At 61.5% G+C, this 21,131-nt stretch carries 27 protein-coding genes; 20 read left to right on the forward strand and 7 right to left on the reverse strand.

From position 1 onward, the window contains the following. Positions 1 to 11: 11 nt before the first annotated feature. The gene (locus ESZ60_RS14520; RefSeq protein WP_134681449.1) at positions 12 to 1,280 is read right to left on the reverse strand and encodes an imelysin family protein; all 1,269 of its coding nucleotides are present in this window, start codon (positions 1,278 to 1,280) and stop codon (positions 12 to 14) included. 573 nt (positions 1,281 to 1,853) lie between these two features. On the opposite strand from ESZ60_RS14520, the gene ESZ60_RS20820 reads away from it, so the two are divergent. The 4 genes from ESZ60_RS20820 to ESZ60_RS14545 all read left to right on the forward strand — a co-directional run bounded on the left by ESZ60_RS20820 (position 1,854) and on the right by ESZ60_RS14545 (position 5,292). Continuing rightward, entirely contained in the window at positions 1,854 to 2,315 is a 462-nt protein-coding gene (locus ESZ60_RS20820; RefSeq protein ID WP_167620167.1) for a hypothetical protein, read from the forward strand. Positions 2,316 to 2,635: 320 nt separating this feature from the next. Next, positions 2,636 to 3,094, forward strand: coding sequence for a helix-turn-helix domain-containing protein (locus tag ESZ60_RS14535; RefSeq protein ID WP_134681452.1), 459 nt, complete (start codon positions 2,636 to 2,638; stop codon positions 3,092 to 3,094). 9 nt (positions 3,095 to 3,103) lie between these two features. After that, on the forward strand, positions 3,104 to 3,814 hold the full coding sequence (locus tag ESZ60_RS14540; RefSeq protein ID WP_134681453.1) for an IS6 family transposase: 711 nt from the start codon (positions 3,104 to 3,106) through the stop codon (positions 3,812 to 3,814). 356 nt (positions 3,815 to 4,170) lie between these two features. Next, positions 4,171 to 5,292 (forward strand): Fic family protein, encoded by a 1,122-nt coding sequence (locus ESZ60_RS14545; protein ID WP_134681454.1) that lies wholly within the window; start codon positions 4,171 to 4,173, stop codon positions 5,290 to 5,292. Between the two features lie 7 nt (positions 5,293 to 5,299). Here the strand turns inward: ESZ60_RS14545 and ESZ60_RS14550 are convergent, their stop codons facing one another. The 6 genes from ESZ60_RS14550 to ESZ60_RS14575 all read right to left on the reverse strand — a co-directional run bounded on the left by ESZ60_RS14550 (position 5,300) and on the right by ESZ60_RS14575 (position 8,819). Continuing rightward, on the reverse strand, positions 5,300 to 5,542 hold the full coding sequence (locus ESZ60_RS14550; protein WP_134681455.1) for a hypothetical protein: 243 nt from the start codon (positions 5,540 to 5,542) through the stop codon (positions 5,300 to 5,302). Continuing rightward, positions 5,539 to 5,760 carry a hypothetical protein gene (locus ESZ60_RS14555; protein ID WP_134681456.1) on the reverse strand — a complete coding sequence of 74 codons (222 nt, stop codon included), beginning with the start codon at positions 5,758 to 5,760 and terminating at the stop codon, positions 5,539 to 5,541. Before ESZ60_RS14555 ends, ESZ60_RS14550 begins: the two co-directional genes overlap by 4 nt. Before the next feature lie 110 nt (positions 5,761 to 5,870). Further along, the gene (gene repC, locus ESZ60_RS14560; RefSeq protein ID WP_134681457.1) at positions 5,871 to 7,040 is read right to left on the reverse strand and encodes a replication initiation protein RepC; all 1,170 of its coding nucleotides are present in this window, start codon (positions 7,038 to 7,040) and stop codon (positions 5,871 to 5,873) included. 219 nt (positions 7,041 to 7,259) lie between these two features. Then, the gene (locus ESZ60_RS14565) at positions 7,260 to 7,850 is read right to left on the reverse strand and encodes a hypothetical protein (protein ID WP_134681458.1); all 591 of its coding nucleotides are present in this window, start codon (positions 7,848 to 7,850) and stop codon (positions 7,260 to 7,262) included. Positions 7,851 to 7,902: 52 nt separating this feature from the next. Further along, a complete protein-coding gene (locus ESZ60_RS14570) occupies positions 7,903 to 8,094 on the reverse strand; it encodes a hypothetical protein (RefSeq protein ID WP_134681459.1) in 192 nt (63 codons plus the stop codon). A 98-nt stretch (positions 8,095 to 8,192) separates the two neighbouring features. Beyond that, entirely contained in the window at positions 8,193 to 8,819 is a 627-nt protein-coding gene (locus ESZ60_RS14575) for a helix-turn-helix transcriptional regulator (protein WP_134681460.1), read from the reverse strand. Between ESZ60_RS14575 and ESZ60_RS14580 the strand changes: the two genes are divergently transcribed. The 16 genes from ESZ60_RS14580 to ESZ60_RS20830 all read left to right on the forward strand — a co-directional run bounded on the left by ESZ60_RS14580 (position 8,793) and on the right by ESZ60_RS20830 (position 21,069). After that, the gene (locus ESZ60_RS14580; protein WP_134681461.1) at positions 8,793 to 9,188 is read left to right on the forward strand and encodes a hypothetical protein; all 396 of its coding nucleotides are present in this window, start codon (positions 8,793 to 8,795) and stop codon (positions 9,186 to 9,188) included. The two genes, ESZ60_RS14575 and ESZ60_RS14580, sit on opposite strands and share 27 nt — an antisense overlap. 254 nt (positions 9,189 to 9,442) lie before the next feature. After that, entirely contained in the window at positions 9,443 to 9,817 is a 375-nt protein-coding gene (locus ESZ60_RS14585; protein ID WP_209021308.1) for a hypothetical protein, read from the forward strand. A gap of 31 nt (positions 9,818 to 9,848) precedes the next feature. After that, entirely contained in the window at positions 9,849 to 10,505 is a 657-nt protein-coding gene (locus ESZ60_RS14590) for a lytic transglycosylase domain-containing protein (RefSeq protein WP_134681463.1), read from the forward strand. A gap of 13 nt (positions 10,506 to 10,518) precedes the next feature. Beyond that, complete coding sequence (locus tag ESZ60_RS14595) at positions 10,519 to 10,842, forward strand: TrbC/VirB2 family protein (protein ID WP_134681464.1); 324 nt, start codon at positions 10,519 to 10,521, stop codon at positions 10,840 to 10,842. Between the two features lie 3 nt (positions 10,843 to 10,845). Continuing rightward, complete coding sequence (locus tag ESZ60_RS14600; RefSeq protein ID WP_134681465.1) at positions 10,846 to 11,133, forward strand: VirB3 family type IV secretion system protein; 288 nt, start codon at positions 10,846 to 10,848, stop codon at positions 11,131 to 11,133. Continuing rightward, on the forward strand, positions 11,126 to 13,480 hold the full coding sequence (locus ESZ60_RS14605) for a VirB4 family type IV secretion system protein (protein ID WP_134681466.1): 2,355 nt from the start codon (positions 11,126 to 11,128) through the stop codon (positions 13,478 to 13,480). The genes ESZ60_RS14600 and ESZ60_RS14605 overlap by 8 nt, the downstream gene beginning before the upstream one ends. After that, positions 13,473 to 13,625 carry a hypothetical protein gene (locus tag ESZ60_RS20825; RefSeq protein ID WP_167620168.1) on the forward strand — a complete coding sequence of 51 codons (153 nt, stop codon included), beginning with the start codon at positions 13,473 to 13,475 and terminating at the stop codon, positions 13,623 to 13,625. Before ESZ60_RS14605 ends, ESZ60_RS20825 begins: the two co-directional genes overlap by 8 nt. A gap of 4 nt (positions 13,626 to 13,629) precedes the next feature. Next, positions 13,630 to 14,754, forward strand: a complete 1,125-nt coding sequence (locus ESZ60_RS21680; RefSeq protein WP_167620169.1) for a lytic transglycosylase domain-containing protein — start codon at positions 13,630 to 13,632, stop codon at positions 14,752 to 14,754. Beyond that, a complete protein-coding gene (locus ESZ60_RS14615; protein WP_134681468.1) occupies positions 14,751 to 15,545 on the forward strand; it encodes a type IV secretion system protein in 795 nt (264 codons plus the stop codon). Before ESZ60_RS21680 ends, ESZ60_RS14615 begins: the two co-directional genes overlap by 4 nt. 2 nt (positions 15,546 to 15,547) lie before the next feature. After that, positions 15,548 to 16,117: a hypothetical protein gene (locus ESZ60_RS14620; protein WP_134681469.1), complete on the forward strand. Its 570-nt coding sequence runs from the start codon at positions 15,548 to 15,550 to the stop codon at positions 16,115 to 16,117. After that, complete coding sequence (locus ESZ60_RS14625) at positions 16,117 to 17,145, forward strand: TrbL/VirB6 family protein (RefSeq protein WP_134681470.1); 1,029 nt, start codon at positions 16,117 to 16,119, stop codon at positions 17,143 to 17,145. Before ESZ60_RS14620 ends, ESZ60_RS14625 begins: the two co-directional genes overlap by 1 nt. A 40-nt stretch (positions 17,146 to 17,185) precedes the next feature. Next, entirely contained in the window at positions 17,186 to 17,863 is a 678-nt protein-coding gene (locus ESZ60_RS14630; RefSeq protein ID WP_134681471.1) for a VirB8 family type IV secretion system protein, read from the forward strand. After that, complete coding sequence (locus ESZ60_RS14635; protein ID WP_134681472.1) at positions 17,856 to 18,572, forward strand: TrbG/VirB9 family P-type conjugative transfer protein; 717 nt, start codon at positions 17,856 to 17,858, stop codon at positions 18,570 to 18,572. Before ESZ60_RS14630 ends, ESZ60_RS14635 begins: the two co-directional genes overlap by 8 nt. A gap of 3 nt (positions 18,573 to 18,575) precedes the next feature. After that, positions 18,576 to 19,907 (forward strand): TraB/TrbI/VirB10 family type IV secretion system protein, encoded by a 1,332-nt coding sequence (locus ESZ60_RS14640; RefSeq protein WP_134681473.1) that lies wholly within the window; start codon positions 18,576 to 18,578, stop codon positions 19,905 to 19,907. Continuing rightward, positions 19,907 to 20,914 (forward strand): ATPase, T2SS/T4P/T4SS family, encoded by a 1,008-nt coding sequence (locus ESZ60_RS14645; protein WP_134681474.1) that lies wholly within the window; start codon positions 19,907 to 19,909, stop codon positions 20,912 to 20,914. Before ESZ60_RS14640 ends, ESZ60_RS14645 begins: the two co-directional genes overlap by 1 nt. Next, on the forward strand, positions 20,911 to 21,069 hold the full coding sequence (locus ESZ60_RS20830) for a hypothetical protein (protein WP_167620170.1): 159 nt from the start codon (positions 20,911 to 20,913) through the stop codon (positions 21,067 to 21,069). Before ESZ60_RS14645 ends, ESZ60_RS20830 begins: the two co-directional genes overlap by 4 nt. Positions 21,070 to 21,131 lie beyond the last annotated feature (62 nt).

Here is a 21,131-nt window from a genome sequence, read left to right on the forward strand (position 1 = left end):
TCAGGAAGGCATCACTGGAACACGGCGTTCGGATTATCCAGGCTGTCCGATCCCTCGAAGGCGATCGCGTTCAACTTCAGCGCGGCAACCGCGCGTTCGATCCCCTTCGTCTGGGCCACCAGCGCATCGACGGCAGCCATGATGGTGGCTTCGCCTTCGCTGTTGCCAGGGGCCAGCATCTGGTCATAGGCCATACCGCCTTCGGCCTTGTCGCGCAGCGCTGTAAGGGCCGCCATGCTGGCATCCAACTGGCCGCGCAGGTCCTGATCCACGGCGGCATCGGCCGCTGCGACAAGCTGCGAAATCGAGGGACCGGTCATCTTGCTGCCGTCTGTCCGGGTATATTGCCCCAGATAGACGTTCTGGATCCCCAGCCCGTCATAGTAGTGGCTGAGATGGGTCTGGTCCGAGAAGCAGTCATGCTCTTCCTCGGGATCGTTCAGCATCAGGCCCAGCTTCATCCGTTCGCCCGCCTGCTCGCCATAGGACAGGCTGCCCAGCCCGGTCAGCATCGCATTGAGCCCGGCCTTGGGATCGGCCGTCACGGCTTCGCGCGCCGCACCGCCTTCTTCCCAGTTCGCAACCATTTCCTGCAGATCGGCAATCAGCAGATCGGTCGCGGCAACCAGATATTGCGCGCGTCGGTCGCAGTTTCCACCGGTGCAGCCTTCGCCCTGCAGGAAATCCGTTGGGGGACGTGCGCCCGCGCCCGCCTCGGTGCCGTTCAGATCCTGGCCCCAAAGCAGGAATTCGATGGCATGGTAACCCGAAGCGACATTCGCCTCGATCCCGCCAGCCTCATGCAACTCGCCCGAGATCAAGTCGGGAGTAATGGTGGCAGCATCCAGCGACTTGCCCGACAGTTCGAGCGTTGGATTGGCAATGACGTTCAACTGGGCGAGCTCGTTATCCTCGGCCGAAGGCGTGCCCTCGGCGACATAGTCGATCAGCCCCTCGTCCAGCGGCCAGGCGTTCACCCGACCCTCCCAATCGTCAACGATCGGGTTGCCGAAGCGATAGGCCTCGGTCTGCTGATAGGGCGCGCGGGCGGCAGTCCAGGCGGCTTTCGCGGCGGTCAGCGTTTCTGCCGACGGGGCGGCCAACAGCGCGTCGACCGCCGCCTTCAGCGCTTCCGCCGTCGTCAGGCTGTCGCCATAGGCGGCCAGCGCGATATCAGCATAATGGGCAGCGACGGTTTCCGGCGTGGCATCTGCGGTCTGCGCATTCGGCGCGGTGGCGCAGAGAAGCGAGGCCACAAGCGGAAATATGATCTGTTTCATCGACGTTTTCTCGTCCTTCTGAACCGGCTTGCCGGGAGAATGAGCTTTCGACGCGCGAATTGTCAAAACGTTTTTGTCGGAAAATTCGCCCGGCATCTCGAGATGCCGAACCAGAAGCCAACCTTGCCCGTCAGTGTCCGGCAAAAGGCCGATCTGCCGCTGGTGTCGATTTCACGCGAGATTCCATAGGCACAAAAGTTCACATGTTGTCGTTCGCAGCGTAACGGCGCGTGAACTACGCAACCGAAACTCCAGGAACTGTCGCCCGGGAGCAGATCGACCGTATTTTCGCCCATGGGCCGCGCCTTCCGCTCATGCCGCGGGAGCGCATTTGGCAAGTATTGCTGAAGCAGGCGTCCTGCCTCTCGGATTGGGCGCGACAACCCTTTGCCGCTCGAACTCGGGTCTCGCCGCTTCGCCCCATTCCCGCTAGCCGCCGCTCAGGCACTGCGCAGCGAAATCCTCAATTGAGTGTCAGCAACGCGGACGAAGCATGGTAATCGGGCGCATCCCACACCGACGGGGTCGAGTTCAATGTAGACTGCAGATGTTTCTGCATCACAGGAGAGGCCAATGGACCACTATGCCGGACTGGACGTGTCGCTTCGCTCGGTTGCGATCTGCGTCATCGACGCCCAGGGAAAAATTGTCTTCGAACGGAGCGTCTCGTTCGAGATCGCGGGTGTCGTTGGCTGTCTCGAAGCCTGCGGGCGGCCCCTGAAGCAGATAATGCAGGCGTTGCAGACGATCCCTGCCGAGGATGCGCGCGCGATGCTCGAATCGATCGGCGGCTCCGAGGACATGTCGCCCATACTTGTCGAACGGACTTGGCTCGCCGAGCACCGCGCCAAGCAGCATGACTGGCCCGCCTATTGCGCTAAACTCCGCAGGGCGTTCGCCCTATATTCGAAGATCGGCGCGACCGCCATGGCCGGCGGCATTGCATTGGTCCTCAGACTCAGCACCTCATCTCGGCAATCACCACCCGCGGTCGCAACCGCGAGCTTGTCCTTGGACACATCAATTCCGACGTAGATCGTTGCTTGGGCTTTCGGTATGTCGTTCGCCATCGCAAAAGGACGGCAATTGTCGCCCCGCGATCAGGATGCAGACTGATCTGTCATGGGCGGGCAGGTAAAAAAAGACATGCGGTCTTACGCTGCAACTCGAAAGTTGGGTTTATGGGCTGAGTAACGGTCGACAGCTGAAAGTTACCGCCCAGTACATTTTACATTACATAAATCGGATTATACTAAATTTAAGTATAGCGCCAAAGCTAAAATGTCTCACATTGGCAATTCAGGAATGTCACAGTTCCCCGATTGAAGCAGCTGCGCCAAAATCGGAGAACGGGCATGGGATGGGTGATGATGAGCGAGCGCGATCTGAAACGCATGTCGGTTCTGAAGGAGGTCGAGGCCGGGAGGCTGCGCGCCACCGATGCTGCGGTTTTGCTGGATCTGAGCCGACGACAGTTGCACCGCCTGCTGGCGCGCTTTCGTGTCGGTGGCGCGCCGGGGCTGGCGCATAAGGCGCGCGGCCGCAGCCCCAACAACATGATCGATCCGGCCCGTCGCAGCGAGATCCTGGCGCTCGTCCGGGCGCAATTCGCCGATTTCGGCCCGAGTTTTGCGGCTGAGAAACTGGCCGAGTTGCATGGCATCGCGATCTCGCGCGAGACGCTGCGCAAATGGATGATCGCGGACGGGCTCTGGGCATCCCGCAAATATCGTCGACAATTGCATCAGCCGCGGCTGCGGCGCGAGGCTTTCGGAGGGCATTGCCAACTTGTTCGGGATGGCTGCATTGGATAGGCATCCGGAATGAAAGCACCGTCCGAGATGCCGCGCTTGAAAGGCTACCGCTTTCCCCGCGCGATAGTTGCCTACGCGGTCTGGGCGTACCATCGCTTTGCGCTCAGTACGGCGGATGTCGAGGACCTGCTGGCGGAGCGCGGCGTGATCGTCAGCCGGGAAACAGTCCGGAAATGGGTCAACCGATTTGGTCGACATTTCGCCGCCTGCGTCAAGCGCGACAGGCCCGACGCCCGCGGCAAGTGGCATCTCGATGAGGTCGTCATCGCGATCCGTGGGAAGAAGCACTGGCTCTGGCGGGCCATCGACGCGGACGGTCACGTGCTCGACATTCTGGTACAGCCCCGGCGGAACGCCAGGGCTGCAAGGCGTTTTCTCAAGGGGCTGATCGGCCGGTTCGGCGCGCCGCGTGTCATCATCACCGACAAGCTGCGCAGCTACATCAAACCCATTCGCGAATTGGCGCCGGGTGCCGATCACCGAGCGCATAAAGGCCTGAACAACCGCATCGAAGGGTCCCACCGACCGACCAGAAAGCGCGAAAGGCTTATGGGAAAGTTCAAGTCACCAAGGCAGGCACAGAGGTTCCTCGCCGCGCATGACCAGATAAACACGATCTTCCGGCCGCGCCGCTATCGCCTCTCCGCCACATCCTATCGCCACGCCAGATCCGATGCCCATGAACTGTGGGCCGGATACGCCCTTGAAATGACCGCCTGAAAAACACCGCTCAGGCCGAATTCGCGCGCATCAAAACAAGTTGGCAATCCCTGCTTCGTTAGCGTTGTCACAAACCGGCGAAGGGCTCAAGGAACGATAAGATGTTTCGTGCCCGTCGCCTTCCTCGCTGCGGTACGGCTGAGCGACCGTTTCCACGCATACGTCAGTGCGGCAATTGTCATGGTCGACCATCTGCAATGGGCCGACTTTACCCTGACCTCCGATCCGGGAAATGTCGCCTACTGTCGAGACTGCCTGAAGCAACTCGTAGGCCGCGCTCCAATGAGCGATAGGACGACCTTCCATAAATCGTAATTTGCGGTTATTTTGAGTTATAGAATGGAGGTCTATCGCTCATGCTTTGGAACTGGACGCAGGCCAGATGGCCTCATTTTGCTTATGATGCGGCCGCGATGGAAGCTCTCGAAAGGCAGTTCCTGCTGACCTCCGGCGAGATTCTGGGCGCGGTCAAGCATGTCGGGGGCGATGACCGCAACCGGTTGCGGATCGAGCTTCTGAGCGAAGAGGCGATGCGGACGAGCGTGATCGAAGGTGAGATCCTGGATCGTTCGAGCGTCCAGTCGTCGCTACGCCGGCACTTCGGACTCGCACCCGACAATTATCAGCCAAGACCTCGTGAGCAAGGCATCAGCGAAATGATGGTTGATGTCTATTCAGAATTCGCAGCTCCCCTCGCTCACGAAACGCTCTGGCGCTGGCACGGCATGCTATTGTCACATGATCGTGGTCTGGACGCGATCGGTGCCTATCGCTGGCATGACGAGGCGATGCAGATCGTCTCTGGCCGCGCCGAGCGGCCGATCATTCACTTCGAGGCCCCGCCTTCGCGTCAAGTGGCCCGCGAAATGGAAACCCTCATCGAATGGTTCAATCGGACAGGCCCAGAGGGGAAAAGCCCCCTGCCCGCATTGACACGCGCGGGTCTTGCGCACCTCTATTTCGAGAGCGTCCATCCCTTCGAGGATGGCAATGGGCGTATCGGCCGGGCTTTGGCGGAAAAATCGCTGGCGCAAAGCATTGGCCAGCCAAGCCTGATCGCACTCGCCTATACGATAGAGCGAGACAGGAAGAACTATTACGGGCAATTGGAGACCCATCAAAAGATGCTGGAGGTCACCGACTGGCTGGTCTGGTTCGGGCAGACGGTTCTCGAGGCCCAACGCGTCACCCTCGATCGTGTCGGCTTCTTTATTGCGAAGGCCCGTTTCTACGACTTGTATCGGGACCAGATGAATTATCGCCAAACCAAGGCGATCGAGCGCATGTTCCGCGAAGGTCCGTCCGGGTTTCAAGGGGGGCTTAGCGCCGAAAAATACCTTTCCATCACCGGAACCTCTCGTGCCACCGCCACCCGCGACCTCCATGATCTGGTCGAGCAAGGCGCTTTGTTTCGCACCGGCGAACGTCGGCATACACGCTATTGGCTGAACCTCCCCGACATAACCAAACTGGCATAAGAGTCGGTCAGCACCCGCCCTCCTCCGAAATCACCGCATTCAGGATCTCGACCACGATGCCGAGAAATCGTTCCGGATCGTCGAGGGCATTGCTGGCCAGGAGCAGCGGCATGGCGCGGACGGTCAGCAATTCACCGTCCTCGCCGCGCCGGAGCGCCGCTTGGAAATAGACCGCGAGCTGCACCTTGCCGGCTTTCGTCCGATAGGCCGGCTTGACGAAAAAACCAGTTGAATGCCGCGGATCGCTCACGGCTCCTGCCCCACCGCGGCCTTGGATCTGAGCCCCAGCCGATCGAGGCGATCAAGGAATAAGCGGCGCCGTTCCGAGACCTGCTGCGCCCGTTCGAATTCGGTGTGGCGGGTGGCGTCCATGCAGGCGAAATATTCCGAGCTCGCGGAAAAATAGCGCTCGAAGTCTTCAGCGACCAGATCGGCATATTGGGCCAGAGACGTGTCATCCTCAGGCACAAACGGTTCTTCGGGAGGCAGGCAGTTGCCTGTGATCCCAGCCCCCTGCCCGAGCGCCGGAAAAGACCAGAGGGATGAGACCAGAACCCACATCAGAACACGTGTCCGAATCATGTCACGGCCCGCTTGCGCCGCAGCAAGCCTTTCAGCGCGCCGGAGAGGTTGAACGCGCCCAACCGGTCCTGCGCGGCAAAGCCACGCAGCATGGCGCCTGGGGCACGGATCGGCGCGGTTGGGTGGTCCCGGTTCGCCTCGATCAACAGCACCGCAAGTGATGTGCGAAGCGACCCGAGCTGGTCCAGCGCTTCCTCCCAAGCAGAATCTGTGATGCCGAGGTCACGCAGCAACATGATTGCCGTACTGCGCAAGGCGCGTTCGGTGATCGCGCCGGTCGGGCAAAGCGCCTCAAGGCAGAAGCGGAAATCAGGTCCCGCCATCTCTTTGACAATCTCGGGAGTGATCCAGCTCAGATCATCGCCTTTGTCTTCCTCAGCATTGCCATTGGTTGAGGGTCGGCATGTATCCGGCGGGGGCGTTGTCCGACGTGTATCCACCCTTACAAGATTCTTTGGAGTTGTATTTCCTATTGCCGGAAGTTCGGCTTCCGCCATGGCGGAAGTTTCTGCGCAACACGCGAAGCAGGCACGCACCTCGGCGGCCACCGCGTCAATCTCAGCGAGATGGCGCGCCAGATCTTCGGAGCAACGGAAACCGGCATAGCGACGCGGCCAAGCAGTGAAGCGGCGCAACAATTCCGGCAGCGCGGCATGCTGCGGATCTCGCTCAAGCAGCTGCTCGATCGCCTGCTTGGCATCGCGCTTGGCAGCTGAGCATTCGAGCCGCAGCACAGAAATGCGATGCGCCTCCTCGCGATGCTCGGCATCCAAGGCCAGAAGCAGCCCGAGATTTTCCAGAAGCGGCCTAAAGTTGATCCCGAGCCGCCGACCATGCGAGAGTTGTCGACCAGAGCGCCGACCATTGGCGGCGGTATCGATCCGAATGAACCCATGCTCTTCCAACCCCTTCTCATGCAGGCGCAAGGTTCGATCGCTGATGCCGAGATCGCGCGCCAGATCCTGCTGGGCGCGGAAACAGACCGGATCGCAGCCAGGATCGCACCAATCTGCCGGCGCGGTCTGACGCATCATCCGCAAGAGCACCGCACGGCGGGCAGCGCCAAGACCGAGATACCGGGCCAGACGTTCAACGAGTTCGATGACATGGCTGAGTGTCATGCCTTCGGGCAGTACCGGGTGCGTCACTCGGGCGATTGCGTTCATGATATTCTGCTCCTCATTTTCGAGGCGCAGGGCCGCAGGCAAGCCGGATCCATTCGCAAAAGCTGCGGCTTTGGTCTTGAATCCGTGGGAAAAGCAGGTGATTATGCCGTTGTGTAATGACGGCGATGCAGGAGCTCTACACCTGCGTTACCTTGCAAATCCCCTCGTGCGGTCCCCGCGCGGGGGTTTTTTGTTTTTGTGGGGTCTGCTTGTTTGCGTTCAGTAGCGGATCCATTCCTCCGAATAATTGCCCTGATGGTCGCGCCAGCGCAGCAGCATGCCGCGCCAGAGCCGGACCGAGCCGAGCTCGGCCAGAACGGCATTTTTTGAGACCCCGCTGGCGGCATAGACCCAATCCGGTGCCTCGCGCATCCGGATCGCGATCCAGCTGAAATTGCCTTGCGCGTCATAATGGCCGAGGCGCGAGCGGTCGGTGACATAGGTCGTGCCGTCATGACGGCGCTGGCTGTAGATGATGTGATAAAGCTCAATGCCGTCGCGATAACGCGCAACTTCGGGCGGGATCGCCTGCATTGGAACCGCAGCGGAGCCGGAGAATGGGGCTCCCATCGGGCAGCGCCAAAGCTGCAAGGGCGGCTCGACTGGCCAGGGCGTCACCCGCCGGATCATCTCGGCCTTGGCGGCCGCGCATTCCGCCGAGGCGGGAAAGCCGCCCGCGAGGCAAAGCAGGATGGCACAATCGATCGGATAGGCCTTGGCAGGCGGCGCGCTCAGAGAAAGCGCGGCAAGACCCGCAGCCCAAACTATTCTGCGACGGGTTCTCGAAATCTGTCCGGGAGCGTTTGACATATCTGCAATCCATGACTGATTTGCAAATATGTACAGAGCGAATATCGCGAGATCAACCCAAGGTAAGCGCGACGGGCGTGACGGCCGGCAAATCGGCGCGCGGATCGAAGCTCATGCCTTCCGGAAGTTCCAGAACCGAGAGCTCACCGGTATTCCAGGAATAGAGCCAGACCTGGCTCTCTGCGCTGCCAAGCCCTTGCACAGGCTGGGCAATGCGGCGCTGGTCTTGGTTGGTCGTGGCCATGGCGGCGTCCCTTTCATTCACTCTCGGAACTTCTTGCGCCTACCTGACCTAAAATAAAGCCCCAACTGTTAAACTGGCCAATTGGGCTGGCTAATCAGCTAGATTAGATCCTCTTCGACGGCGCGCACCACGGCGGCGGTGACATTCCGACAGCCGAGCTTTTTCTGTGCGCTGGAGAGCCGAAGCTTCAAGGCCGAGACGCTGATCGCCAAAGTTTCGGCCGCTTCGCTATGGGTGAGACCGAGGCGCATCTGCTGCAAGGCCTCGGTCTCCTTCTCGGTCAGAACGAGGTCGCTTTTCGAGAAAAGATGGGCGAGGAGATTGAGCCTTCCGCCGAGTTCGCTCAGCTCTGCATCCGTGAATTCGCGATCAGATCTGGCGGCCGAGAGGCAGGAGCGCCGCCGCCCAAGCTGGGTCACCAGGGTTGCTCCGTAGCGAAGACCATGTTGGGCTGCTTGCGCGAGGATGCCGAAATGGTCGGGGACAGAAATCTCCGACCAGCGCGCGACCGCGTCACTCGTCTGATTGATGACCCAGAGAGCGATCGGATCCCGGCCGAGAAAGACCTCCTGCTCCCAATGCTTCACCCAAGCTTTCGGAAAGCGATTCACCGTGACATGCGGCCGTCCGAGGTGAAGGCCAAGGCCCAGAAAAAACCCTGCGGGTGCAAGTTCTTCGATCTCGTCAAGATAGCGCTCATGATCTGGAAGGACGGTCTCAAGCACGGCTCTACCTCATTTTCACTCGTTCTGGGACTGGCAAGATATAGCCAATTAGCCTGTCTAAAAAGACAGGTAGGTAGCCTCTTGCGTGGGATCGGCTATGTTCTGCCGAAAGACGAATCTGAGCAGGAGATTTTCATGGAGATGCGCGGCCCCTCTGTCGCCCTGAGCGAAAACCCCCTCCGGGCCTCGGCCAAGCTCGATGCCGGAATGGTGCAAATGCTGTCCTTGATGCTTGATGATGCGAGCCAGCCGGTGACGCTGGAATTGCGCGATTTCGGCATCTGGGCGGTCACCGATGAAGGTGTGCGCATGTTCATCGGCTCGATGGAAAAGCGCCCAGGCGCACAAGAGGTGCCACGTCCCTCTTGAGAGAGGGATAGGTGCTGGCTGATCGCCTCCCGGCCCAGCCGGCACCCCGACTTCGCAAAGGAAGTCAGAAAGCTACCCAGAATACGTCCAGGGCCGGAGCTTGCTTCGGCCTTGGAAGACATCTGCCCAGCGTTTACAAAGCTCTCAGAGAAAAGCTCGGCACGTGTTAAATTTGCATGTTGACCGAGATTTGCAAATTTGCCACGCTGGCATTCGGAAGGTGCTGCGTGGCCATGCTATGGAGACGCGGGCCGGTGATTGATCTGAGAAAAGAGCCCCCGAATGTGGTCACGGTCGACGGACTCAAGGAACTTCTGGAAGAAGGCTGGTTGCTCTGCATCTATTGCCATGAGGAGCCGGAGCTGCGCGGCCCACATTACCATGGCATCTGGTATGTGCTGGCCATCGAGCCGAAAGAACGTTCGCGTTGGGCCGCCCTCATCACCCAGCGTACAAGGCGTGCCCGCCAATCCGCCGCCATTGGCAATGCACCGCAAGCCGATCTCGCCTTCCGAGAAATCCGCACCCTCAGCACCGTCTTCACCATGTGCAAGGAGCTTGGCTACACCATTCCTGCCGCGCCCATGGTTGCAGGCCAAGCGGTCATTATCGAAAGCAAGGCCGAATAGACGCCCTGCCCTGCTTGCCGTTTTGCTGCCCATGGTTTTTTTGGGCAGCCCGCTCGCCGCCAAGGCCGATATCATCCGCTTCGGCGCCGCGGCTTTGGCCGCTGAGAGTAGCGGTGCCTCCTCGGTCTTGCGCTATGACGCTTCCGGAAATCGTCTTCTGCCGAAAGCCATAAGGCGCGTTGACGTTCCGGCCGATGCCGAAGAAGACCTGATCCGCGCCGCCTTGCGCGAAACCACGTCTTCCCCGCATTCCCGTCCCGCTGCCGCGATCATGCCCGGGATCGACCGGGTCGCCGCACGCTACCAGCATCACCCTGCCCTGCGCGCGGCCGCGCTATCGCCGCAAGAATGGCATGCGCTGTTTCGGGCGATGATCTGGCAGGAATCCCGCTTCAATCCGAAAGCCCGCAGCCCGAAAGGTGCGCTTGGCCTGACGCAACTGATGCCCGGCACCGCATCACAGCTCGGGGTCGATGCCGCGGATCCGATGCAGAACCTCGATGGCGGGGCGCGTTATCTGCTCGCGCAACTCCAGGCTTTCCGCAGCCCGATGCTGGCGCTCGCGGCCTATAATGCCGGACCGAAGGCCGTGCAAAAATATGGTGGGGTGCCGCCTTATCCCGAAACCCGCGATTACGTGATCCGGGTGCTGTCCGAACAAGACCTCCTCCTCCGCAAGACCCAGTAGAAGGATCCTTCCCATGCTCCCGAACCTTGCTCTCCGGCACCTTCGCCGGTCGATGCCGCTTGCCTTGTCGCTGCCGCTCATCGGCCTTGCCTCGCAAGTGATGGCCCAAGCCAATCAGGGCATCGATTTCTCCAAGGCCAATACCTTGGGCAACAGTTGGACGACCTGGATCATGGGCAATCCGGTGACCTGGTTCTTCTCCACCGCCTTCGTCATCGTCGGCATCATGGCGGCGCTCAATCGCGCGCCCTGGGCCTGGCTGCTCTACGTCGTCATCGGCGCTCTCATTGCCATGCCGGCCTCGACGCTGGTCAGCAATCTCAACAGCTTCCTCTGAGCCATGGAACGCACCCCGGTCATTCTCGGGCTCACCCGTCAGGCCAAGCTCTGGGGCCTGCCGATGCCCTATATGCTGGCGGTGGCGTCGCTCACCGTGCTGCCCTTCATGTGGACATCGCAGAACCTGATCCTATCGATGACCTTCCTCGCCCTCGGGCCGGTCTGGTACGGGTTGGCCCGCATTGCCGCTGCCGCCAATCCGAATGGGGCGCAAGTGTTGCGCGTCATCCTGCAAAAGACCCCGCCTGCCTTGAACCGTTCGCGCAGGAAAGGCCGGCGCTATGTCTAGCTATGCCTCGATTGGCCGCAATCCGGCGGCGCAGGCCCTCCTGCCGAAGGATCCCGGTTTTTTCACCCATCTGCCTTATCTCATCGAACTCGATGACGAGGTTGTCCGCACGCGCCAGAACGGGCTGATGATCTCGCTCGAGATTGCCGGGATCGACGGCATGACCGCCGCATCCCAGGACATTCACGAGTTGCGCCGCGCCTTGGCCGGAATGATAGACGGGCTCGATGAGCGCTTCAGCTTCTATATCCATCGCCTCCATCGTCGCGCCGATCTTGGCCTGACGCCCATTCAGGGCGAGAGTTTCGCGGGCGACCTCGATCGCGCCTGGCGCAAACATCTCGCGTCGCAAGACCTGCATGATTTCGTCGTCGTCCTGACCGTGGTCTCCTCGCTGCCCGCACCGCTGCGGGTGCCGCTCTTTGGCAAGGCGGCGGCGAAGCTTCTCGAATCCGATACCGAGGCACGGCTGCATGATCTGCGCGAATTGGTCGAGGTGCTGGAAAGCGGCTTGCCGCATGTCACCACCCGGCGGTTGAAGATCAGCGATGGCAGTCTGATCGGGTTTTACACCGCGATCAGCACCGGGCTTCTCGCCCCGGCCTGGCGCGGCGAAATGAGCCTGATTGCCGAAGATGCCGTACCCTCGGCCGCGACCTTCTATCCGAACGAGATCCTGTTCGACGAGGGCATAGGCCCACCTCGCTATGCGGCAGTTCTCGCGGTGAAGCGCTATAGTCAGGAGACCTGGCCCGGCATGCTCGATGCGCTCGACGCGTCCTTGGACGCGGTGATCTGCCACAGCTTCACCCCGATCGCGGCAGAAAAAATCGCCGGTCGGGTACGTCTCCGCGTCGAACAGATGCGGGCGGCCGATGATCTCGCGACCACGATCCAGCAGCAGCTGATCGAGACCGCCGATGAGGTCGAAAGCGGCGGCAAGAGTGTGGGCCTGCATCAGCTCACCATCACCGTCTTTGCGGAGAGTCGCGAAGAGCTCGATCAGCGCATCTCGAAGATCAAGGGCATGGCCGAACGCGCGCGGGTGAAGCTCACGCGCTGCACGCATAGTCTCGAGGCCAGCTTCTTTGCCAGCCATCCTGGCAATATGGATTACCAATGCTGGGGCATGACGGTCGCCACCACGAGTTTCGCCGATATGGCCTCGCTGCATATGAGTGATGCCGGTAGCCCGGCCGCGGCGCTGCATTGGCGCACGCCGATCACCGTGTTTCAGAGCGCATCCGGCGCGCCGCATCGGTTCAGCTTCCAGGGGCCGGGACGGCCGGAATCCGAGCCGCCGCTGGGCCATACTTTGGTGCTCGGGCCCTCGGATTCCGGCAAGACCACCACGGTCGCCTTCCTTGCCGCCCAGGCGCTGCGGGTGCGACCGCGCATCATTATCTTCGACAAGGATGAGGGGCTCAAAAGCCTCGTCGCCGCTTTGGGCGGAACCTACGCCCGGATCCGGGCCGGACAGCCCACTGGACTCAATCCGCTGCTGACCGAGACCGGATCCCGTGGCGAGGCCTGGTTGATGGATTGGCTTTCGGCATTGATCGAGCGCCGCGGCACGCTGTCGCCGATCCAATCAGCGGCGCTCAAATCCGCCATTCGCCGGATTGCCGCCGCCCCGGAAGCTCTGCGCAGCTTTGCCCATTTCGAAAGTCTGGTCGGCGATGTGCAGGACGGGCGTGAGCTCGCCATGCGGGTCGCGGAATGGGGACCAGAGGGGCGCTACAACTGGGTCTTCGGGGCAGCAGACCAGCCGGTCGTCGATTTCCGCCGCAACAATGTCGTCGGCCTCGATATGTCCGAGATCCTCGAGCATGCCACCGAACGCACCGCGATCCTGAGCTACATCTTCCGTCGGCTTGAGCTGATGTTCGAGGACCGGGTGCCGACGCTTCTGATCATCGACGAGGCTCATGCCGCGCTCGATGACGCCTTCTTCGCCGCCCGCATGCCAAAATGGGCGGTCACCATGCGCAAGCTCGCAGTGACCATGGCGCTGATGACGCAGTTTCCGAGCCAGATTGAAGCCAGTAAAGCCAAGACCATTCTCGAGGGCCTGCCGCATCGGCTGATTTTCCCGAACAGTCAGGCCATTGAGAGCCAATATGCCGGGCTCAATCTGACGGAAAACCAGCTCGGCTTCGTGCTTGAGGGCCAATATGGACCACGCCGCGCGCTGTGGAATGGCCCGACCGGATCGACGCTCTTGGATGTCGATCTCTCGCCGCTGGGCCCGCTCTTGACCGCCCTGAGCGGCGGCAAATCGGCCCTGCGCGCCTTTGGCGAGGGTTTCGAGACCCGGCCGTTTTTCTGGAGGATGGATCATGGTTAGAGCATTTATGCTTGGGGCAATTCTGCTCGGCCTTGCCGGCTGTGCCGGCGAAACCCCAATCCGCAAGAGCAATTGCTGGTCCGGCATGACGCTGATCGAACAAGCCGGTGGTGATTGCGAGTTCCGCGATGTGCCGGAGGTTTAGATCCATGGCACTCGCGCTTTCTCTCACCACCCTGCCCTTCACGCCGCTTGCCCATGCTGCTGGCGTGCCGGCGGTCGATCTCAAGCAAATCGCTGAATGGCTTTTGCAGAAACAGCAGGATCTGGCGCAGCGCGCCGCCGAGGCCCAGGAAAACTCCCGGCGCGCCGCGATTTTGAAGGAGCAGGATGCCCAACTCGCCGCACTTGATGAGACCCTGCGCCTGCTGACCGGAACGAGTACTTTCATCCCGGATCTGGAAGGGGGCGGTGACATAGGCAGCTCGAGCTTTGGCGCCGACGCGGTCTATGCCATCGAGGATGACAATCCCTATGCCGAGCGGCTGTTCGGCGATGCGCCCGCCACCATCGAGGGCATGATTGCCGAGACCGCGATGCGCTATGGAGGTCATCCGGCGCTGGCCAAGGCCGGGATCAACGCCGTGGAGTTCCGCTGCTGGTTTCAAGGCTTGGTGAAGCAGGAATCGAATTTCAGCATTGGCAAGAAAAGCCCGAAAGCCGCTTTCGGCCTCACCCAGATCATCCCGGGCACGGCGCAAGGCTTGGGCATCTATCCGGCCTATTACGACGATCCGCGCCTGCAACTCGATGGCGGGGCGCGCTACCTGCTGCAGCAATTGAGCAAGTTCGGCTCAATGGAACTGGCGCTCGCCGCCTACAATGCCGGTCCCGGCGCCGTCCAGAAATATAACGGCATCCCGCCTTATGCCGAGACCCAGAACTACGTCCGCCGCATCCGCGCACATTACCAGCTCTATGCCGGTCGGATCAGCGGCGCCGACGATCTCGGCACACTCGATCCCAAGGACATGGTGATCGCCGAGAGCTCGAATATCGCCGATGCCGGGCAGCATTACGCCAGCCACTCCATGACGAGCATGCAGGCCGCGGCAGTCAGGCTCCGGAGCATCATCGCGCGGATCGGTGCCACCGGTTCGGTCAAGGAAGAGATTGATCTCAATACCTATGCCCGAGCGGAAGTAACCCGCATGGCCGCGATCCTGACCCGGCTGCAGGCGACCCAGCGCAAGGTGGAGGCGGCGCGCTATGCCCTGCTTTTGCAGGCTTACGCCGAAGACGAGACCTATCTGCAAGTGAGGTTAAAACGATGAGCTTTGGCAAAGCAATGCAGCGTGCCCTGGCTGCGACAGCACTTGTCCTCATCCCGGTCGCGATTTCGGCCCAAGGCGTGCCGACGATCGATGTCACCAGCATTGCCCGGCTTCAGGAGATGATCTCCGAGGCCAAACTGCAGCTGAAGGAACAGGTCGCACAGAATGTGAAGCTCGATACCCAGACTTTGAAGCTGATCGAACAGATCCAGCTCCTGCACAGCCAGATCTCTGCCCTGAAAGATGGTCTCACGCTGGCTGATCTCGGCTTTGACAAGGAAAGCTTCCTCAGAGAGATCATGCCCGGCTTCAGCGATCTGACCGCCTCGCTCGATGCCGCGAAATCCGGCGATTGGGCCTCTGTCCTCGCGGATGGCGGCACGCTGAGCGGCGGCACGGTGTCCTCCCATGTCGACAAGGCCTTCGCCTCGGCTGGCCTTGAACGCGCCCGGGTTGATCAGCTCGCCAAAAGCGAGGAGGCGCCGGCGGCGCGCATCGGCACTGCGGCCAATGTGAATGCCTTCATGTCGGTGGCGGCGGAATCCTCCTCGCAACGCGCGCGCGACAGCCTGACCCGGATCGACGGGCTGGTCGGCAAGATCGAAGGCACGGAAAATCTCAAACAGGCCATCGATCTCAATACCCGCGTCACCGTTGAGCTTGGCATCGCGCTGGCCAATGTTTGGGCCATGCAGGCGGTGCAGACCGTGGGCATGGGCGAGGCGGGCATCATGGATGTCGCCACCGCCGCCGATGAAGAAAAATACCTGAGCATCAAACTGGAGGAATGAGCATGGCCCGTCGCATCGTGATCGGGGGCGCTGTCCTCGCCTTGAATCTGACCGCCGTCATTGCCCTTCCCCTGTGGCGGGCGCAGGGACAAGATCCGGCGCAACAGGAGTCGGCCGCAGAAAAACCCTTCGCCGCGCTGGATCACCTGGTTGATGAAGCTACGACAGGCTTCGGATTCAATGATCAGGCGACGGGGCGTGATCAGGATTATCTGCGCCTGTCGCCGCAAATAGGCTCTCAGGATGTCCCGAAGGCACTGACCGAAAACGTGCCATATAGCAGCTGCGAGCGCGCACCCGAGGTATCTTCAAAAGCCTTCGCCGAACCCTCATTCGATGCCTACGCGCGAAGGATGATTTACTCCTATGCCCAAATGCGCCGGGTTCTGAATACGCGTGACTGCAGTTGTGCCGGAAAGGTTGCCCCCTTCTCGGATGTCGCAGCGATCGAAGGCCAAGTGGCAGAACGCGACGGTCATGAATGGAACCGTCGCGTGGTGGGCCGTGAATACATCACCCTTGCCCGAGGCCTCCGCAGCCAGGTGGAAGCGATGTGTGGCGGTGAGTTCTGATGGGAACCGTCGCCGACATCATCGCAACCCTGGATGCCAGTGTGCTATCCACCGGGGAGCGATTTTTCGAAAGCACGGCCTCCGCCGTCGGCCCGCTCTGGACCATATTCCTGACCCTGCTCCTCCTGCTCATCGGCATGAATATGGCGCTCGGTATCTATCGCATAAGTGCCAAGGATAGCTTGCAGATCGCGACGCGGATCGTCCTCGTCTACATGTTCGCCTTCTCCTGGGCAAATTTCGGGACGTTCTACGATGCTCTGACCTCGGCCAGCGGCAACCTGGCGCTCGGATTCTTCAGCATTGCGGATGGATCCAACGACATTAACGCGGCGATGGACGGCTTCGCGAGCGACATGGGAGACTCGGCTGACGGGGTGATGAAGAGCATGGGGTCGATCACCCGCGGCGTGCTCGGCGCTCTCTTCTTCCTCATCCTCGCCATACTGATGGCGGTCTATGTCCTGGTCGTCGGTTTCGCGAAAATCATGATCGCGTTCCTGCTCGGCGTTGCGCCGCTGGCGATGATCTTCACCATCTTCAATCGCACCAAGCCGCTCTTCGAGGCCTGGCTTTCCTCCTTCGTCTCCTACCTGATGTATCCGATTGCGGCCTCGGCGGTGATCTCCGCGGTGGTCGCAATGGCTGAGACCCAGTTCCGCGAACAAGCCGACGTCCAAAACCTCGGCAGCCTCGTCGGCTTCATGGTCGTGGTTTTTGTCGGCATCTTCGCCCTGATGAAAATCCCGGAAGCTGCCAATCACATCACCGGCCAGATGAATCTCGCCTCGATCGCCCCCGAGGCCATGCGCCTCGCCGGGTCCTCACTGCAGCGACCAAGCCAGGTCGGGGCCAATGCCTTGGGCGTGCACGGGCTCGCCCATCCCAAGCAATATCTCGCCGGGCTGACCAGCCTGCCCTCGGGCCTGACTGATTCCAAATCCACCCCGCATCAGCGCTCGGCCCGCGAGGCCGGCATGGCGCTGCGCCAGAAACTCACGGCACTTGACCTCATGCGCCGAAGCTAAACGCGCAAGGTCCAGCCCCCCTCTATCTCGGGAGAGATCCATGACAGACGTCTTGTCTGAAGAGAGAAAGTTACTCGCAAGACAGCTCTTCATCGAGCCTACCCGCCGGGAGAAACTGGCCTGGCTCGTCGCCGCCGGCGGCATCGCTTGCGGCATGCTCGGCCTTGCCACCACCCTCGCCCTGCTGCCGCTGAAACAGACCCAAGCCTACCTCACCATCGTCGATCGCGACACCGGCATCGCGAGTCGTGCCGTCGAAGTCGAACGCGCCACCATGGAACATGCCGATGCCGTCACCCAAAGCCTGCTCTATGGCTATGTGCTCGCCCGCGAGACCTATGATCCAAATGACAATGAGGCGCGCATGCTGCGCGCCTGGCGGCAATCGAGCGGCGATGCGCAGGCCTCACTGCAGGCGCTTTGGGATGGCAAGAACCCGAACTACCCGCCCACGCTCTATGGCGATACGGGGCAGGTAAAGCTCGAGGTGCTCTCGATCAACCAGGTCAATGACACCACCGCGCAAGTGCGTTTCGTGAAGACCCTGACCCGGCCGAACCAGCCTGACCGGCTGGGGAACTTCACCGCCACGGTGAGCTACCGTTTCCAGCCAACGCAGGAAAGCGCGCTCGAACTCGTGTGGCAGAACCCGTTTGGCTTTGTCGTGACCGGCTATCGCGTCAACTCGGATTCTCTGGAGGCCCAGAAGGATGAATAGGTTTTCGATCAGCGTGGCGGCGCTTGTGCTTCTGACCGCCCTGCCTTTCACCTCGGCAGCGGAAGTCCGACCGAAGGCCGGGCCGCGCGACGCCCGCGTCACCTATGCCAATTTCGTCGAGGGACAAGTCTATCATGTCTCGACCCGGATCCGTAACATCACCCTGATTGAGCTCGGTCAGGGCGAAGAGATCCGCTCGGTGGCGGCGGGTGATCTCGAAAGTTTCCAGATCGACAAACTCGAAGGCGCCAATGTCTTCACCATCAAGCCGGTGATCGAAGGCGCCTCGACCAATGTCACCGTCGAGACCAATCGCCGCTTCTATTTCCTGCAGGTCTCGGAAAGCCGGGCGACCCCGAACTGGTCGGTCAAATTCAACGCCCCGGGCGGCGGCCGCAGAAACCGCGCCGCCCCGAACGTCCGCCCCTTGCCGACCGCACCACCGAAGAAAATGCGCTACGCGGTCTCGCAGGGCACCTCGGGCGCGGAGTTTGCGCCGGTCGGTGTCTCGGATGATGGCAAGAAGACCTATTTTCAGATCCCGCCCGGCGCGCCGATGCCGTCGCTGTTTCGCGTCGATGCCAAGGGTCGGGAATATTCCGTCAACAGCCACACCAAGGGCGAGATCATCACCGTAGCGGCACGCTCCGCGCGCTGGGTGCTGCGTTATGGCGACGACTATATCTGCGTCACCGGCCGGGAGGAGTAAGAAATGGCCGAGGATCAGGAGGACAAGGTCGCGGCCCGGCTCGCCCGGCTGAAGGCCCCGCCCCGAACGAAGCGCAATCTCAAGCCCTATCTTATACCGACAGCGACGCTTGTCATTGGTACGGCTTTGGGGGCTTTGGCAATGATGCCGCGTGCGGACGGTAAGGCCGAAGTCGCAAGCCTGCCGACCTCCAGCGTCACCGAGTTCCAGCAAGATCCCGGCCTCGCGGGCTTCACGGTGACGAAAGCGCAGCCCGAGGTTTCGCAACCCACAGCCGAGCACACCAAGCCTGCACCGCCTGCGGCACCAGACCCGGCGCTCGAGGAATTGCGTGCGCGCCTCGCCAGTCTCGAGCGCGAGAACAAGGCGGCAGTGGAAAAGCTGCAGGCCGAGGTGGAGGCCGAGAAAGCCAAGGCGGCCGAACAGGAACAGGCCCTCAGCGACGCGGAGGCCGAACGCCGCCGTCTCGAAGAGGAATTGCTGAACACCGCGCAATTCGGCTTGCCCGATCAGGCCGCAGCCGAGGCGGAAGCGCAGCGCCTTGCGGATCTCGAACGCCGCCGTCAGGAAGCCGCAGAGCAGCGCCAACGCCAGATCAATTCGCCGATGGTCGCGTTTCGGGCGGGCGGCAATGCCGCGGCCAATGGCACTGATCCGGCCGCTGGCTTCGAGCCCGGCAGCGCTGCAGCGGACGGTGCCGGAGCCACCGACTTCCTACGCGCGGGGGCCGCGCGCGCCGAGATCACCAAAGCCGAACGCATCGCGCATCCCGGCCAAACCGTGGTGCAGGGCACGATGATCGAAGCCACGCTCGAAACCTCGGTCGATACCAGCCTGCCCGGCAATGTCGTCGCTAATGTCAGTCAGGATGTGTGGTCGATGGATATGAGCCAGGTGCTGATCCCGCGTGGTGCCAAGCTCTATGGCCGATACGCCAATGAAATCAGCCAAGGTCAGCGCCGGGTGATGATCGCCTGGGACCGGTTGATCCGCGCCGACGGCCTGACCGTGCGTCTCGAAGGCTATGGCAGCGACCGGGTCGGGCGTTCTGGCCTGAATGGCAAGGTCAGGAACCACACGCTCAGCCGTTTTGGCGCCGCCACCATGGTCTCTGTGATCGGGGCGCTGCCCGGAATTCTCGAGGCCGCCGCCAATGATGGTGAGGAGGATGACGACAGCGACGCTCTTGCCGAGATCTATTCCGGCATTGGCCAGAGCGCTTCCAATGCCTTGGGCGGGACCATCGCGGGCTATCTCAACCGCCCGCCGACCATCACCCTCGATCAGGGCCAGGTCGTGATCGTGCGGGTCAATCATGATCTGGAGCTCTTTTGATGGCGGTTGGCTTTCTCGAACATTATCTGCAGCCGCTCGCGCCCCTGATCGAGGATCCAGGTGCCATCGAACTCTCGATCAATGCCGATGGTCGGGTCTGGATCGAGCGCAGCGGTAGCGCCCATATGGCAGAGGTCGTGGATCTGACCCTGGCCCCCGCTGCGGTCAGTGACCTCGCCTGCCAAATCGCCAATGAGGTGCGCCAGCCGCTGACCGAACAATTGCCGATGGTCTCGGCCACCGTCCGGTTTCGCGGCGTCACCTTGCGCGCCCAGGCTGTGCTGCCACCGGCATCGGCCCATGGCGCGGTGTTGGCCTTGCGCCTGTTCCGATCCCGCGGCGCGCGTGACGAGCCGAAGCGATTTACTTTCCTGCGGCCTCCGGAAACCTCATCCGAGGCCGCCAGGCGGGAGAAAATCCGATCCATTCGCGCGTTGATCCAAGCTGACGGAGATCCCGATGAGTTTCTGCGCGCCACAGTGGCAGAAAAGCTCAATATCCTGGTCTCCGGCGGTACCTCAACCGGCAAGACCGAACTTGCCCGTCGCTTGCAATGGATGATCCCGCCGGAAGAGCGTCTCGTCTTGATCGAAGACGCGCCGGAACTGATGCCGGGGCAGCCCAATCATGTCAGCCTGGTCGCCAGTCGCGATGAGGCCTCGTCGCGTTCGCCCGAAAAGCTCTTGCAGGCGACGCTGCGCCTGCGCCCCGACCGGATCATCCTCGGCGAATTGCGCGGGCGCGAAGCCGTCACCTATCTCGGCGCGATCAATTCTGGCCATGGCGGCTCCTTCACCACGCTCCATGCCGAAACCGCCCGCAAAGCCTTCGACAAGCTGGCGCTTCTCGTCCTGGAAACGGGTACCCGTCTCAGTTTCGCCGAAGTCATGCGCTACCTGTCCGGCTCGATCGATCTGGTGATCCAGGCCGGACGTATCGGCCACAACCGCGGCATTCTTGAGCTCTGGTTTCCTGGGCTCGATGACGATCAGGGAGATGACGCTTGACCAGCTGGGATTTCGCCGCCGAGCATCCCGAACTGTCCGAACCCGAGGCCGAGCGACTTATCCGCGCCCATGGTCATGATCCCGATGAGGTTCGCCAGGATCTCGGTGAGAAATTCACCGTGACCGCCGAGCTCTTCGCCTGGCTTGGCTATTGAGCGCCGGGCGGCCGTTTTTGCAAAGGTCGCCTTCGCTTCACATTCACCGCATCCCCGCCTGA

Origin of the sequence: Paracoccus ravus, from assembly GCF_004522175.1 — a bacterium.
Lineage (GTDB): Bacteria > Pseudomonadota > Alphaproteobacteria > Rhodobacterales > Rhodobacteraceae > Paracoccus > Paracoccus ravus.